A 14,902-nucleotide genomic window follows, 5' to 3' on the forward strand; every position below is an offset into this window, starting at 1 on the left:
CATGCGCGTTCTGATTATCGAAGACGAAGAAAAAACCGCGGACTATTTGCACCGCGGCCTGACGGAACAGGGTTACACCGTGGACGTGGCGCGGGACGGCGTGGAAGGCCTGCACCTGGCGCTGGAAAGTGACTACGCGGTGATCGTCCTTGACGTCATGCTGCCGGGCCTCGACGGCTTCGGCGTGTTGCGCGCATTGCGTGCGCGCAAGCAAACCCCGGTGATCATGCTCACTGCCCGCGAGCGTGTCGAAGACCGCATCAAAGGCCTGCGCGACGGCGCCGACGATTACCTGGGCAAGCCGTTTTCCTTCCTTGAACTGGTGGCGCGTCTGCAAGCGTTGACCCGGCGCAGCGGTGGGCACGAACCCGTGCAAGTGAGCATCGCCGACCTGTGGATAGATTTGATCAGCCGCAAGGCTACACGCGCCGGCACACGGCTGGACCTGACCGCCAAAGAGTTTTCGCTGCTCAGTGTGCTGGCTCGCCGGCAAGGTGAAATCCTCTCGAAAACGGCGATTGCCGAGATGGTCTGGGACATCAATTTCGACAGCGACGCCAACGTCGTCGAAGTCGCGATCAAGCGCCTGCGGGCCAAGCTCGACGGGCCGTTCGACGAGAAACTGCTGCACACGATTCGTGGCATGGGTTATGTGCTGGAGAGCCGCGGTGTCCAGTAACTCCATCGCGCTTCGCCTGAGCGGGATGTTTACGCTGGTGGCGCTTTTAGTGTTTTTGTTGATCGGCTGGGCGTTGTATCAGCAGGTCGATAAAGGCTTGGGTTTGCTTCCCGAGGCCGAACTGGATGCGCGCTACAGCGTGCTCGAATCCACCGTCGGCCGTTACGGCACGCCCGAGCATTGGGTGAAGATCAACAACAAGCTCAAGCTGCTTGGCGAAGAAGACAAACGCATCCGTTTCTGGATCGTCAGCGGTGATCCGCACTACGAATACGGCGACCTCACACCGCAGATCCGTGCCTTTTCCGAAGGGTCCCTGGGGATGCGTGACTTGCAGCTGCCGGACCATCCCTACCCGCTGAAAGTACTGGTGAGCCAGTTCCCGGCCAAGGATCAACGCCCGCCGCTGCGCTTCATGATCGGCATCGACACTGAGACATTTTTCGAGACTCAGCATCACTTGCTGATCGCTTTGATCAGCCTGGCGATTGTCGGTGTGTTATTGGCTTCTGCGCTGGGGTATTGGGTGGCGCGCATTGGCCTCAAGCCTTTGATCAAATTGTCTCAGGAGGCCCAGCGCCTGGCGCCGCCGCTGCGTTCCGGGCGACTGCGATTATCGTCGCTGCCGCCGGAACTGAATCAGTTCGTCAATTCGTTCAACTCCACACTGGAACGGGTTGAACAGGCGTATTCACGGCTGGAATCGTTCAACGCCGATGTCGCCCATGAATTGCGCTCGCCGCTGACCAACCTGATCGGCCAGACTCAAGTCGCGCTGACGCGTGGGCGCTCCGCCGAACACTATTTTGAAGTGCTGCAATCGAACCTCGAAGAACTGGAACGGCTGCGCTCGATCATCAACGACATGCTGTTCCTCGCCAGCGCCGATCAAGGCAGCAAGGCCACCAAACTGACGTCCACCTCGCTCGCCGATGAAGTGGCGACGACGCTGGAGTACCTGGATTTCATTCTTGAGGATGCGCAGGTTCAGGTGCAGGTCAGCGGTGATGCACAGGTGCGGATCGAGATCGCCCATCTGCGCCGGGCGTTGATCAATTTGCTGAGCAACGCGGTGCAGCACACCGAGCCAGGGCAAATGATTCAGGTGCGGATCGAGGTCGAGGAGCATCAGGTGAGTATTGGCGTCGCCAACCCCGGATCACCGATTCCCAGCGAGCATTTACCGCGGCTGTTTGAGCGGTTTTATCGAGTGGATGCGTCGCGCAGCAACAGCGGCAACAATCACGGGTTGGGGCTGGCGATCGTCAAGGCGATTGCCCTGATGCATGGCGGGGATGTGTTTGTGCGCAGTGACCACGGGATGAATACCTTCGGGATTCATCTCCCCGTCTAGCCCTGATGCGACCGGATCCTGTAGCAGCTGGCGAAGCCTGCGTCGGCCGGTCCGCGCTCGGGCGCAGCAGTCGTGAAATCAGCCGCCTCGGTCTGTCAGAAAAACCGCATGTGCCGCATTTACGACTGTTGCACAGCCGGACGCAGGCTTCGCCAGCTGCTACAGGTGCGGCGTTGCTCTTCTTACTATTGCTTTTACCGCAATAGTCCTTTCTTGAACTGGCTCTGTTTCCCATCGGCCAAGATCCTTATCTTTGCCCGCACCAAACAGCACTTGCCAAGCAAGAAGGTTTTAAAGATGTCCAACATCAAGGGTATTGCCAGCGCTTTCGTTTTGTCCTCATTGTTCCTGTCTTCGTTCGCCATGGCGGAAGAATCGCAGACGTTCGTCACGCAAAATGCCACGCGCGCCACAGCGTACGATCAATATCAGAGCGAAATGACTGCCAAGGCTCAGGACGCTGCGCAACCCCCTCAAACATCGATTTCTGCAAGCCAGTCACGGATTGAGAAAGACAGCTGATTCATCGAACGACTCTGTTTCCCTCGACACTTTTCATCGGCTCTTCCCTTTGAAAAGTTGTCTTCAAAGCCGCTGCTATCAGCGGCTTTTTTCATTGGGACTACCGCAAGTGCGTTCCCGCTCAATGTCTTCTAAGCTTGAACAAGTAAAGGCCGGCGCGTTTTGCTGGCCTTTTTTATGCGCCTCAACCAGACATCAGCCCATGCCCGTGAGCCGCCCTCCTCCCCCTCCAGGCAAGACCGGTCGACCTGAGCTGATGGTGATGCTTGGCAGTTCGCTGACGGTGATTGCGATTCTCAGCATCGTTGGCTTCCTCCTGATTCGCGAACACGCCAACGCCCAGCAGGCCGCCACCCGTAGCGCGACGACCATTGCGCAGTTGATTGACGCTGACGTGTTGCGCACCGTCGAGCTCTACGACTTGACCCTGCAAGGTCTGATTGCGGCCTCGCAACGGGAAGACCTGAAACAGGTTTCGGCGCAGATACGCCATCTGGTGCTGTTCGACCGCTCCACCACGGCGCGCTTCAAGGGCGATATTTTGTTGCTGGACAAGCACGGTGAAGTGCTCGCCGATTCATCGCTGATCGAGCCCAAGCCCGGTAACTTCGCCGATCGCGACTATTTCCTCGCCCATGCTTTCAACCGTGACACAGGCATGTTCATCAGCCGTCCGTTCAAGCCGCGCTGCGACTGCGATGACAGCGAGGAGTGGCGTATCAGTTTTAGCCGACGCATTTCCTCGTCCAGTGGCGAGTTTTTAGGCGTGGCGGTGGCATCGATGCGCCTCGCGTACTTTGAACAATTATTCAACAGCCTGGACATCGGCAACGACAGTACCCTGAGCATCCTCAATGACGACGGCATTCTGCTGGCGCAAAAGCCTCACCTGATCAACGACCCCATCGGCAAGAACTTCGCCAGTCGGCCCAATGTCGAGCGCATCCTGCGAGAGGGCGCGGGCAGCTTCGACAGCGTGTCGAGCGTCGATCATCAACAACGCCTGTACACTTTTTCGAGGGTCGGCAACCTGCCGTTGACGGTTATCGTCGCCCTCTCGGGCAACGAAGTGTTCGCCACCTGGAAACGCACGGCGGTGGTGATCAGCGGTGCCACCGGCGTGCTGTGCATCGGTCTGCTCTGGCTGACCTGGTTGCTATGCCGCGAGCTTCGCCTGCGCCATCACGCCGAGCAGGAGCTGGTGCTATTGGCTGCCACCGATGCCCTGACCGGAGTCGCCAACCGCCGGACCCTGGATCAAACCCTTCGCCATGAGTGGTTTCGCGCCCAACGTTCGGGCAAGCCACTGTCGGTGCTAATGATCGACGCCGACCACTTCAAGGCGTTCAACGATCGCCATGGCCATAAGGGCGGCGACGATGCGCTACGGGCAGTGGCCAAGGTGATCAGCGCCAATGTCCGGCGGCCTGGAGATTTGGTGGCGCGGTATGGCGGAGAGGAGTTTTCGGTGATTCTGGCGGAAACGGACAGCGCGGGGGCCGGGCTGATTGCTGAAAAAATCCGGGGGGCGGTGGAGCAGATGCCATTGATGGCGGGCGCTGAAACGCCGATTACTGTCAGTATCGGGATCAGTACCTGGACGACGGAGAAAAAAATCAGCCTGGAACAGTTGCTGTTTGCGGCGGACAAGGCGTTGTATCAGGCCAAGGCAGGGGGGAGAAATCGGGTGGTGGCTGCGCAGTGAATCCTGCGTTGCGGCGGCCGGCCCTATCGCGAGCAGGCTCGCTCCTACAGGGGTACTCGGTCTACTGTGGGAGCGAGCCTGCTCGCGATAGGGCCAGTATGGCGCCACAAAGTTTGAGAGATAAAAAAAGGCCACCCGAAGGCAGCCTTTAAAAACTAGAGAGGTTTTTTGCTTACACGGCCGCGACAGGACGCATGTAAGAGATCGGTGCAGTGCTGGCGTCTTCGAAAGTCACGACTTCCCAAGCATCTGTCTGCTCAATCAACTTGCGCAGCAGCTGGTTGTTCAATGCATGTCCGGACTTGAAGCCCTTGAACTCACCAATCAGGCTATTGCCCAGCAGGTAGAGGTCACCAATTGCATCGAGGATCTTGTGCTTCACGAATTCGTCTTCATAGCGAAGGCCGTCTTCGTTCAGTACACCATCCGCGTCGACCACAATAGCGTTTTCAACGCTGCCGCCGAGTGCGAGGTTGTGCTTGCGCAGGTACTCGATGTCACTCATGAAACCAAAGGTACGGGCGCGGCTGACTTCTTTTACGAACGAAGTGCTGGAAAAATCCACGCTTGCACTTTGTGTGCGGTCACGGAAAACCGGGTGATCGAAATCGATCTCGAAGCTCACCTTGAAACCTTCGAAAGGGACGAAAGTGGCGCGCTTGTCGCCGTCTTCCACTGTCACTTCCCGCAGGATCCGGATGAACTTCTTGGCGGCATCCTGCTCTTCCAGGCCAGCCGATTGAATCAGGAATACGAAAGGTCCAGCGCTACCATCCATGATTGGTACTTCGGACGCGGAGAGCTCGACGTAGGCGTTATCGATGCCCAGGCCAGCCATGGCCGAGAGCAAGTGCTCCACCGTGTCCACTTTGACGTCACCGTTGACCAGTGTGGTCGACATAGTGGTTTCGCCAACGTTTTCTGCGCGAGCAGGTATCTGCACCACAGGATCGAGGTCAGCACGACAAAACACAATGCCGGTGTCGATAGGCGCGGGCTTGAGGGTCAGGTATACCTTCTCCCCGGAGTGCAGGCCTACACCTGTGGCACGGATAATATTTTTCAGTGTGCGTTGTTTAATCATGGCTTGGGCCGCTTCAGCGCAAATTGCGAACTGGTATCAACAAAGGCTGGCGATGATAGCAGACCAGACCTTTGCTGAACACCAATCAACTTCATAGCCCTGATACATTCCATCAATCAGCCTGACGACGCAGGAATGCCGGGATGTCCAGGTAGTCCAGATCATCTTGCGGATTCATCTTCGCGGCAGTCGCAGCACCGGCCTGAGCCTGGTTGCGCATGACGGTCGGACGGTCCAGGTCACGGTAGTTTACCGCCGGTTGTTCCTGACGAGCGGGAGCCGATTGTTGCGGCTGGGAGGCCATCGAGGTGTGAACGGTGTTGTCGATGACCTTCACAGGCTTCTCGATTTTAGCGCCCAGACCAGTAGCAACCACAGTCACGTGCAACTCATCGCGCATGTCCGGATCGATAACGGTACCGACCTTGACCATCGCGTGCTCGGAGGCGAAGGCTTCAATGATGCTACCCACGTCGGAGTACTCACCCAGAGACAGATCAGGACCGGCGGTGATGTTCACCAGGATGCCGCGTGCACCTTGCAGGTTCACGTCTTCGAGCAACGGGTTGCGAATGGCCGCTTCGGTGGCCTCGCGCGCGCGGTTCGGACCGCTGGCGCAGCCAGTGCCCATCATCGCCATGCCCATTTCGCTCATCACGGTACGTACGTCGGCGAAGTCGACGTTGATCATGCCCGGACGCTTGATGATGTCGGAGATACCGCGAACGGCACCGGCCAGCACATCGTCAGCCTTGGCGAATGCGGACAGCAGGCTTGCGTCCTTGCCAAGAATGGTCAGCAGTTTCTCGTTGGGAATGGTGATCAACGAGTCGACGCTTTCAGACAGCAGACGGATGCCTTCGTCGGCGATCTGCATGCGCTTGCGACCTTCGAACGGGAACGGACGAGTCACCACCGCAACGGTGAGGATCCCCATTTCCTTGGCCACTTCGGCAATGATTGGCGCCGCACCGGTACCGGTACCGCCGCCCATGCCAGTGGTGATGAACACCATGTTGGTGCCCTGCAGGACTTCGGCAATACGCTCACGGTCTTCGAGAGCGGCCTGACGACCCACTTCAGGGTTGGCGCCGGCGCCAAGACCTTTGGTCACACCGGTACCCAGTTGCAGGATGGTCCGCGCGCCGATGGATTTCAGCGCCTGGGCATCAGTGTTGGCGCAGATGAATTCAACGCCTTCAATGTTGCTCTTGACCATGTGATTCACAGCGTTTCCGCCGCCACCGCCAACACCGATAACTTTAATAACCGGGCTTGCGGGGATGTTGTCTACGAGTTCGAACATTTTCCCTCTCCTTTACATTCTCTAGTTTTTTCGCCTACTGCCTGTTTCTACAACGGTGCCGCGGTAAATCTTTAGAAGTTGCCTTGTACCCAGCTCTTGATGCGATCGAGCAAGGCGGCTTTCGGTTCGTCATTGCTGTAGCTGTCACGGCTGCTGATGCCCGAGAACGAAATCCCGTCGGACTGCTTTTGCAGGCCGTACATCAACAGACCAACGCCTGTGGAATAAATCGGGTTGCGAACCACGTCGTCCAGGCCCTTGACGCCATGCGGCACGCCCAGGCGCACCGGCATGTGGAAAATTTCTTCGGCCAGTTCGGTGGCGCCTTCCATCTTCGCCGTACCGCCGGTCAGCACGATGCCGGCCGGGATCAGGTCTTCGTAACCGCTGCGACGCAGTTCGGCCTGGATCAGCGTGAACAGCTCGTCGTAACGCGGCTCGACCACTTCGGCCAGGGCCTGACGGGACAGCTCGCGCGGTGGACGGTCGCCAACGCTTGGGACCTTGATGGTTTCACCGGCACCGGCCAGTTTGGCCAGGGCGCAGGCGTAGCGGATCTTGATTTCTTCGGCGTACTGGGTCGGGGTGCGCAACGCCATGGCGATGTCGTTGGTCACCTGATCGCCCGCAATCGGGATCACTGCGGTGTGACGGATCGCACCCTCGGTGAAGATGGCGATGTCGGTGGTGCCGCCGCCGATGTCCACCAGGCATACGCCGAGCTCTTTCTCGTCGTCGGTCAGGACCGAATACGCGGAAGCCAGTTGTTCGAGAATGATGTCGTCGATTTCCAGGCCACAACGACGCACGCATTTTTCAATGTTCTGTGCGGCGTTGACGGCGCAAGTGACCACGTGAACCTTGGCTTCCAGACGCACGCCGGACATGCCCAGTGGCTCACGGACGCCTTCCTGGTTATCGATCACGTAATCCTGCGGCAAGGTGTGCAGCACGCGCTGGTCCGCTGGGATCGCCACAGCCTGGGCAGCGTCGAGGACGCGCTCAAGGTCGGCCGGGCTGACTTCGCGATCACGAATGGCGACGATGCCGTGGGAGTTCAGGCTGCGGATGTGATTGCCGGCCACGCCGACAAACGCCGAGTGAATGCGGCAACCGGCCATCAACTGCGCTTCTTCGATGGCGCGCTGGATCGACTGCACGGTGGATTCGATGTTCACCACCACGCCTTTCTTCAGGCCACGGGACGGATGGGTACCGATCCCGACGATTTCCAGCGTGCCGTCGTCCGCAACCTCGCCGACCAGCGCCACCACCTTGGAGGTGCCGATATCGAGACCGACGATCATTTTGCCGCTTTGCACGTTTGCCATGGGTCCTGCCTCTTCTTAATTCTTCGCGACAGCGGGTTGGGCTATCGTGGGCGCTACAGGTTCCCGCCAGCCAACAGCGAGGCCGTTGGCGTAGCGCAGATCGATGCGCGCAATGTTCGTAATCTGTTCTTTAAGCGTCTTGTCATAGATGGCGATGAAACGGCGCATCTTCTCCACCAGCTTGCCCCGCCCCAGCAGCAGTTCGATCCCGGGACCGGCACTGCCGGCGCCGGTGGTCAGGAACCAGCTGCCGCGTTCACGCAACTCCAGGCGTGCAATCGAGAAGCCCAGCGGCCTGAGCATCTGGCTCAGCACCTGGTATTGCTGCATCACCTGCTGTTGAGCCCGTTGTGGGCCGAACAGCTGTGGCAAGTGTTCGTAGTTCGCCAGCTCACGCGGGGTGAATGCCTGGCCCTGGTTGTTCAACAGCGATTCATCGCCCCAACGGGCCACCGGCAGTTGTTCTTCCAGGCGGATCACTACTTGATCCGGCCACACCCGGCGCACTTCGGCGTGGGCGATCCATGGCATCGTTTCAAGCTCGGTACGCATGCTCTCCAGGTCGATGGTGAAGAAGCTCGACGCCACGTACGGGGCGATCCGCTGCTGCACGGCTTGCTGGCTGATGTAACTCAAATCGCCCTGCACGTTGATCTTGGTAATCGGCCGGTCGGCGTAAGGCAGCAAACGCTGCGCGCCTTCGTAAGTACCAAACCCCAGCGCAACCAACAGCACCGGCCAGAACAAGGCTTTGAGAAAACCAAAATTGGCTTTCGGCAGGCGCATCGACATCGGCTCTTTGGCCACCATTCGGCTGGCACCCCGTGGCACCGGCTTGCGGCCGGGTGCTGGAGGAGGCTGATGTCTTAGCTGCGCGCCTTGCATGGTCTTAACCTCTTACCTCGAAACTGGCTGCCAGAATGGCCAGAACCAGTTGCTGGAAATCCAGACCGGCAGCACGGGCCGCCATCGGCACCAGGCTGTGATCGGTCATACCCGGTGCGGTGTTCACTTCCAGGAACCAGAACTGCCCGTCGGAATCCTGCATCACGTCTGCCCTGCCCCAACCGGCGATACCCAGCGCCTCGCAGGCTTTCGCCGTGAGGTCCATGAGTTCCTTTTCCTTGGTGCTGTCCAGCCCGCACGGAATGCGGTACTGGGTATCGTTGGCGATGTACTTGGCGTCGTAGTCGTAGAAGCTGTGCGTCGTGCCCAGGGCAATCGGAGGCAACACCTGGTCACGCAGGGTGGCGATGGTGAACTCCGGACCGTGAATCCATTGTTCGACCAACACTTGCGAATCGTAGGTACTGGCCGCTTTCCAGGCGTCGATCAATTCGGACGCGGAACTCACTTTGGCCATACCGATACTTGAACCTTCATGCGCCGGTTTGACGATCAAAGGGAAGCCCAGTTCCGTCGCTGCCGAAATACAATCGGCTTCGCTGCTCAATACGGCGTGACGCGGCGTCGGAATACCCAGGCTGTGCCAGACCTGTTTGGTGCGCAGCTTGTCCATGGCCAGCGCCGAAGCCAGAATGCCGCTGCCGGTGTACGGAATACCCAGGCATTCGAGCAGGCCCTGCATGCTGCCGTCTTCGCCACCACGACCGTGGAGGATGATGAAGGCGCGGTCGATCTTTTCGTTGAGCAAACGCTGCAACAGGTCATCGCCGACGTCGAGATCGAACGCGTCCACACCGGCACTTTGCAGTGCTGCGAGGACCGCGTTACCCGATTTCAGGGAAACTTCCCGCTCGGCACTCTTGCCGCCGAAGAGCACGGCAACGCGGCCGAAGTCTGTCGGCGCGACAGTGGAGACGAGGTTGGCGTAAGCAGCAGTCATTTCAACTTCCCCACGCTTGGCGCGGCAACGGCGCCAGCGAACAACGGACTGTTCAAAAGTTTGGGTGCAAGGCCACCGATATCACCGGCGCCCTGGCACAGCAGGATGTCGCCGGCACGCAGCAGTGGCTTGACCAGCGGCGCAAGATCGACACCGCGCTCGATGTAAATCGGGTCCAACTGACCGCGCTGACGGATGCTGTTGCACAACTTGCGGCTGTCGGCGCCCGGGATCGGCTCTTCGCCAGCCGGATAGACTTCCATCAACAGCAGGACGTTGGCGTCAGCCAGTACATTGACGAAATCGTCGTACAGGTCGCGGGTGCGGCTGTAACGGTGCGGCTGGTAAACCATCACCAGGCGGCGCTCCGGCCAGCCACCACGCACGGCTTTGATAACCGCGGCGACTTCGGTCGGGTGGTGACCGTAGTCGTCGACCAGCATCACGTTGCCGCCTTCGACCGGCAGTTCGCCGTAGACCTGGAAGCGACGACCGACACCCTGGAACCCGGACAAGCCCTGGACAATGGCTTCATCGCTGACACCTTCGTCAGAGGCGATGCAGATGGTGGCCAGCGCGTTCAATACGTTGTGGTTGCCCGGCATGTTCACCGAGACATCCAGCGGCTCGCGATCAGGGCGCAGCACCGTGAAGAAAGTCTGCATGCCTTGCTGACGCACATTGATGGCGCGTACGTCGCAGTCATCGCCAAAGCCGTAAGTGACGGTCGGGCGTTTGACCTGCGGGAGGATTTCACGCACCACCGGATCGTCCAGGCACACCACAGCCAAACCGTAGAACGGCAGGTTGTGAAGGAACTCGACGAAGGTTTTCTTCAGTTTGTTGAAGTCACCGTCGTAGGTCGCCATGTGATCGGCGTCGATGTTGGTGACCACGGCCACCAGCGGCTGCAAGTGCAGGAAACTGGCGTCGCTTTCGTCGGCTTCGGCAATCAGGTAACGACTGGTGCCGAGCTGGGCATTGGTGCCCGCGGCATTCAGACGGCCACCAATGACGAACGTCGGGTCCAGGCCACCGGCCGCGAACACCGAAGCGATCAGGCTGGTGGTGGTGGTTTTACCGTGCGTACCGGCGACGGCGATACCGTGACGGTAGCGCATCAGTTCGGCCAGCATCTCGGCGCGAGGCACCACCGGAATACGGCGTTCCAGCGCAGTCGCGACTTCCGGGTTGGAGGTGTTGACGGCGCTCGACACCACCAACACATCGGCAGACGCGGCGTTCTCGGCGCGGTGGCCGATAAAGATCTGCGCGCCGAAAGACTCCAGGCGCTCGGTCACTGGCGACGCTTTCAGGTCGGAACCGGACACTTCATAGCCCAGGTTCAACAACACTTCAGCGATGCCGCACATGCCCACGCCGCCGATACCGACGAAGTGGATTTTACGGATGCGGCGCATTTCCGGTTGCGGCATGGCTTTCTGATTCTCAACCATGGGCCACCTCCAGGCAGGTATCGACCACGTTACGGGTGGCATCGGGTTTGGCCAGGCGGCGTGCCGCGCAGGCCATATCGTTGAGTCGTTGTGGTTGCATCAGGACCTCTGTCAGGCGAGCGGCAAGATCCGCTGCGCCAGTCGTTCTTTGCGGCATCAGGAAGGCAGCGCCTTCACGGGCCAAATAATCGGCGTTGCGGGTCTGGTGATCGTCGATCGCGTGGGGCAAAGGCACCAGCATCGAAGGCAGACCGGCGGCGGCCAGTTCACTGATGGTCAGCGCGCCTGCGCGGCACACCACCAGGTCGGCCCAGCCATAGGCTTGGGCCATGTCTTTGATGAAAGGCTGCACTTGCGCCTCGACGCCAGCCGCGCGATAGCGCTCTGCAGTCACTTCATCGTGGTTTTTTCCGGCCTGATGAAACACTTCCGGACGCAGGTCGGGGTCGACTTGCGACAGGGCTTCAGGCAGCAGTTTGTTCAACGGTTCTGCGCCCAGGCTTCCGCCCAGGATCAGCAAACGCGCCTTGCGACCAGCCAGGGCTGGTCGCGCTGTTTCGAGGAACAGCTCGGTGCGCACCGGGTTACCGGTGGTCCGACGGCTGTCCGACAGGGTAAAGGTGTCGGGGAACGCTTCACAGACCCGGGCGGCCAACGGCACCAGCAACCGATTGGCGGTACCGGCCACGGCGTTTTGTTCGTGAACGATCACCGGCACACCAGACAGTTTGGCGGCAACACCACCAGGGCCGGTCACAAAACCACCGAAGCCGACCACGCACACCGGCTGCAGCTGACGAATGATCGCCCGCGCCTGCCAGACGGATTTGAGCAACATGAACGGTGCCTTGAGCAAGGACAGCTTGCCCTTGCCGCGCAGACCGCTGGCGTTGATCCGATGCAGCTCGATACCGGCCATCGGCACCAGATCGTTCTCGATGCCACGCGGTGTTCCGAGCCAATGCACGGTGTAACCGCGGGCCTGGAATTCACGAGCACAGGCCAGCGCAGGGAACACGTGGCCCCCGGTGCCGCCCGCCATGATCAATACGTTAGCGCCCATGGGTCGGCTCCTCGGCGAAGTCGCTCTCATGGAACTCCATCTCTTCACTGCCCAGGTGGGTTCGACTCTCCCACTCTATGCGTAGCAACAAGCCGAGACAGGCACCGCAAATCACCAGCGAACTGCCGCCATAACTGAGGAACGGCAGCGTCAGGCCTTTGGTCGGAAGCAGACCGACGTTCACGCCGATGTTGATCAGGAACTGACCGATCCACAGGAACGACAGGCCGTACGCGATGTAGGCGGCGAAGAATTGCTTGGCCTTCTCGGCCCAATAACCAATGTACATGCCACGAATACAGACAAAGGTGAACAGCGCCACGGTGCACAACGAACCCACGGCACCCAGTTCTTCAGCCAGTACCGAGAACACGAAGTCAGTGTGAGCTTCAGGCAGGTAGAACTGTTTCTGCACGCTGTTGCCCAGGCCAACGCCCAGCCACTCGCCGCGGCCGAACGCGATCAATGCTTGCGACAACTGATAGCCGGCACCGAACTGGTCGGCCCACGGATCGGCAAAGTTGGTCAGGCGCGCCATTCGATATGGCTGCACTTGAATCAACAACACCACCGCCGCGACGGCCAGGACCACCATCAAGGAAAACCGGAACAGCCCGACCCCGCCAAGGAAAAGCATCGCCGCAGCCGCCCCCATCATCACGACAGTGGCACCGAAGTCCGGCTCCATCAGCAACAGCCCTGCCATCGGCAACAGCAYGATGAACGGCTTGAAGAAGCCCATCCAGCTTTCACGCACTTCTTTCTGGCGACGCACCAGATAACCGGCGAGGTAGATCACCACGAACACCTTGGCGATCTCGGAAGGCTGAACGTTGAAGAAACTGAAGCCGATCCAGCGCATCGAACCGTTCACTTCACGGCCGATCCCCGGAACGATCACCATCACCAGCAAACCGAACGCACCCAGCAGCATCATCCAGCCCAAGCGTTGCCAGGTGGCAATCGGAATCATCATGGTGACGATGCAGGCCCCCAGGCCCAGCACCACGTAAATAAGGTGGCGAATCATGTAATACAGCGCACTGCCCGACTGCACCGCCCCCACTTCGGTCGATGCCGATGCAATCATGACCAGCCCCAGGCCGATCAATGCCAGGCAACCGGCGAGCATCGGGAAATCGAGGTCGATACCGCGCCCGGTGATGATCGGCGACGGATAAGGCTTGATGATGTTTTTCAGGCTCATGCCAGTTCCTCCACGGCTTGGACGAACTGGTGACCACGGTCTTCGTAGTTCTTGAACATGTCGAAACTGGCGCAGGCAGGTGACAGCAGCACCACGTCACCTGGTTCGGCAACAGCGCGGCATTGCTCCACGGCTTCAACCAGTGAGCTGACGCGAATCAGCGGTACGGCTTCGCCGATGGCCTGGCCGATCTTGTCGGAATCACGGCCCATCAGGATCACGGCGCGGCAGTTGGCCGCCACCGGATCACGCAGATCATTGAACTCGGCACCCTTGCCGTCGCCACCGGCGATCAGCACGATCTTGCCACCGATGTCCGCACCCAGGCCTTCGATGGCTGCCAGCGCGGCGCCGACGTTGGTGGCTTTGGAGTCGTTGTAATAGCCGACGCCATCCAGGTCACGGACCCACTGGCAACGATGCTCAAGCCCGGCGAAGGAGCGCAGGGCCGTGAGCATGGCGTCGAATGGCAGACCGACAGCGTGGCCCAGCGCCAAGGCCGCCAAGGCATTGGATTGGTTGTGGGCACCACGGATTTTCAACTCGCGCACCGGCATCAGGTTCTGGAATTCGAAGGACAGGTACTTCTCGCCATCTTCTTCGCGGATACCGAAGGCCTTGAAATCCGGTTTGCTCAACCCGAAGGTCCAGCATGGCTGGCCCTCGCCAATCAACGGGCGGCTCAGGGCGTCCTGACGGTTGACCACAAACTGTTTGGCGCCACGGAAGATACGGTGCTTGGCCAGGTGATAGGCCGGCAGACCGCTGTAACGGTCCATGTGGTCTTCGCTGACGTTGAGTACGGTCGCCACTTCGGCGTTAAGTTGATCGGTGGTTTCCAGCTGGAAACTCGACAACTCCATCACGTACAGCTCGATGTCATCGCCAAGCAGGTCCAGTGCCGGCGTACCGAGGTTGCCGCCGACGGCAACTCGCTTGCCCGCCGCGGCCGCCATCTCGCCGACCAGGGTAGTGACGGTGCTTTTCGCGTTGGAACCGCTGATGGCGACAATCGGTGCCTTCGCGTTACGCGCGAACAGCTCGATGTCGCCGGACAATTTCACGCCACGGGCAGCGGCAGCCTGCAGGGCCGGGGTCGCCAGCGCCAGGCCAGGGCTCACGTAGAGCTCGTCGGCACGGCACAGGAACTCGACGTCCAGCTCGCCACAACGCACTTCCACGTGCGGATAGTCACGCTTGAGCGCGGCCAGTTCCGGTGGATTTTCCCGCGTATCGGCGACAGCAAACGACGTGCCCCGGTTCGCCAGGAAGCGAACCAGGGACATGCCGCTCTTGCCGAGGCCGACAACGATGCGGAAGTGGTCAGAAGCGATCAGAGACACGAGTT

Annotated in this window: 13 protein-coding genes; 4 read left to right on the forward strand and 9 right to left on the reverse strand. The window is 59.8% G+C overall.

What is annotated here, in order from left to right:
• Position 1: 1 nt before the first annotated feature.
• The 4 genes from AC1DWM_RS04805 (at position 2) to AC1DWM_RS04820 (ending at position 4,260) form a co-directional block, all read left to right on the forward strand.
• Complete coding sequence (locus AC1DWM_RS04805; protein ID WP_007943491.1) at positions 2-679, forward strand: heavy metal response regulator transcription factor; 678 nt, start codon at positions 2-4, stop codon at positions 677-679.
• Positions 669-2,033 (forward strand): heavy metal sensor histidine kinase, encoded by a 1,365-nt coding sequence (locus AC1DWM_RS04810; RefSeq protein WP_223518620.1) that lies wholly within the window; start codon positions 669-671, stop codon positions 2,031-2,033. The genes AC1DWM_RS04805 and AC1DWM_RS04810 overlap by 11 nt, the downstream gene beginning before the upstream one ends.
• Positions 2,034-2,330: 297 nt before the next feature.
• Positions 2,331-2,555 (forward strand): hypothetical protein, encoded by a 225-nt coding sequence (locus tag AC1DWM_RS04815; protein ID WP_317849415.1) that lies wholly within the window; start codon positions 2,331-2,333, stop codon positions 2,553-2,555.
• Between the two features lie 202 nt (positions 2,556-2,757).
• Positions 2,758-4,260, forward strand: a complete 1,503-nt coding sequence (locus AC1DWM_RS04820; RefSeq protein WP_223518618.1) for a sensor domain-containing diguanylate cyclase — start codon at positions 2,758-2,760, stop codon at positions 4,258-4,260.
• 172 nt (positions 4,261-4,432) lie between these two features.
• Here AC1DWM_RS04820 and lpxC read toward each other — a convergent pair whose 3' ends face one another.
• The 9 genes from lpxC to murD all read right to left on the reverse strand — a co-directional run bounded on the left by lpxC (position 4,433) and on the right by murD (position 14,897).
• Positions 4,433-5,344 (reverse strand): UDP-3-O-acyl-N-acetylglucosamine deacetylase, encoded by a 912-nt coding sequence (gene lpxC, locus AC1DWM_RS04825; RefSeq protein ID WP_008060300.1) that lies wholly within the window; start codon positions 5,342-5,344, stop codon positions 4,433-4,435.
• Between the two features lie 112 nt (positions 5,345-5,456).
• A complete protein-coding gene (ftsZ, locus tag AC1DWM_RS04830; RefSeq protein WP_007943486.1) occupies positions 5,457-6,650 on the reverse strand; it encodes a cell division protein FtsZ in 1,194 nt (397 codons plus the stop codon).
• Between the two features lie 71 nt (positions 6,651-6,721).
• A complete protein-coding gene (gene ftsA / locus AC1DWM_RS04835) occupies positions 6,722-7,981 on the reverse strand; it encodes a cell division protein FtsA (protein WP_223515261.1) in 1,260 nt (419 codons plus the stop codon).
• A gap of 15 nt (positions 7,982-7,996) precedes the next feature.
• Positions 7,997-8,866, reverse strand: a complete 870-nt coding sequence (locus AC1DWM_RS04840) for a cell division protein FtsQ/DivIB (protein ID WP_477794729.1) — start codon at positions 8,864-8,866, stop codon at positions 7,997-7,999.
• A 4-nt stretch (positions 8,867-8,870) separates the two neighbouring features.
• Positions 8,871-9,827 carry a D-alanine--D-alanine ligase gene (locus AC1DWM_RS04845; protein WP_477794730.1) on the reverse strand — a complete coding sequence of 319 codons (957 nt, stop codon included), beginning with the start codon at positions 9,825-9,827 and terminating at the stop codon, positions 8,871-8,873.
• A complete protein-coding gene (gene murC, locus AC1DWM_RS04850) occupies positions 9,824-11,284 on the reverse strand; it encodes a UDP-N-acetylmuramate--L-alanine ligase (RefSeq protein ID WP_223515269.1) in 1,461 nt (486 codons plus the stop codon). Before murC ends, AC1DWM_RS04845 begins: the two co-directional genes overlap by 4 nt.
• Positions 11,277-12,347, reverse strand: a complete 1,071-nt coding sequence (gene murG, locus AC1DWM_RS04855; RefSeq protein WP_223515272.1) for an undecaprenyldiphospho-muramoylpentapeptide beta-N-acetylglucosaminyltransferase — start codon at positions 12,345-12,347, stop codon at positions 11,277-11,279. Before murG ends, murC begins: the two co-directional genes overlap by 8 nt.
• The gene (gene ftsW / locus AC1DWM_RS04860) at positions 12,337-13,554 is read right to left on the reverse strand and encodes a putative lipid II flippase FtsW (RefSeq protein WP_477794731.1); all 1,218 of its coding nucleotides are present in this window, start codon (positions 13,552-13,554) and stop codon (positions 12,337-12,339) included. Before ftsW ends, murG begins: the two co-directional genes overlap by 11 nt.
• A complete protein-coding gene (gene murD, locus AC1DWM_RS04865; RefSeq protein ID WP_477794732.1) occupies positions 13,551-14,897 on the reverse strand; it encodes a UDP-N-acetylmuramoyl-L-alanine--D-glutamate ligase in 1,347 nt (448 codons plus the stop codon). Before murD ends, ftsW begins: the two co-directional genes overlap by 4 nt.
• Positions 14,898-14,902 lie beyond the last annotated feature (5 nt).

This window comes from Pseudomonas sp. P4_C8 (assembly GCF_056401975.1).

Excerpts from the sequence above, each read along its gene's own strand:
- AC1DWM_RS04805 (WP_007943491.1), top strand. The coding sequence starts at position 2 with ATGCGCGTTCTGATTATCGAAGACGAAGAAAAAACCGCGGACTATTTG.
- AC1DWM_RS04815 (WP_317849415.1), top strand. The coding sequence starts at position 2,331 with ATGTCCAACATCAAGGGTATTGCCAGCGCTTTCGTTTTGTCCTCATTG.
- AC1DWM_RS04820 (WP_223518618.1), top strand. The coding sequence starts at position 2,758 with ATGCCCGTGAGCCGCCCTCCTCCCCCTCCAGGCAAGACCGGTCGACCT.
- lpxC (WP_008060300.1), bottom strand. The coding sequence starts at position 5,344 with ATGATTAAACAACGCACACTGAAAAATATTATCCGTGCCACAGGTGTA.
- ftsZ (WP_007943486.1), bottom strand. The coding sequence starts at position 6,650 with ATGTTCGAACTCGTAGACAACATCCCCGCAAGCCCGGTTATTAAAGTT.
- ftsA (WP_223515261.1), bottom strand. The coding sequence starts at position 7,981 with ATGGCAAACGTGCAAAGCGGCAAAATGATCGTCGGTCTCGATATCGGC.
- AC1DWM_RS04840 (WP_477794729.1), bottom strand. The coding sequence starts at position 8,866 with ATGCAAGGCGCGCAGCTAAGACATCAGCCTCCTCCAGCACCCGGCCGC.
- AC1DWM_RS04845 (WP_477794730.1), bottom strand. The coding sequence starts at position 9,827 with ATGACTGCTGCTTACGCCAACCTCGTCTCCACTGTCGCGCCGACAGAC.
- murC (WP_223515269.1), bottom strand. The coding sequence starts at position 11,284 with ATGGTTGAGAATCAGAAAGCCATGCCGCAACCGGAAATGCGCCGCATC.
- murG (WP_223515272.1), bottom strand. The coding sequence starts at position 12,347 with ATGGGCGCTAACGTATTGATCATGGCGGGCGGCACCGGGGGCCACGTG.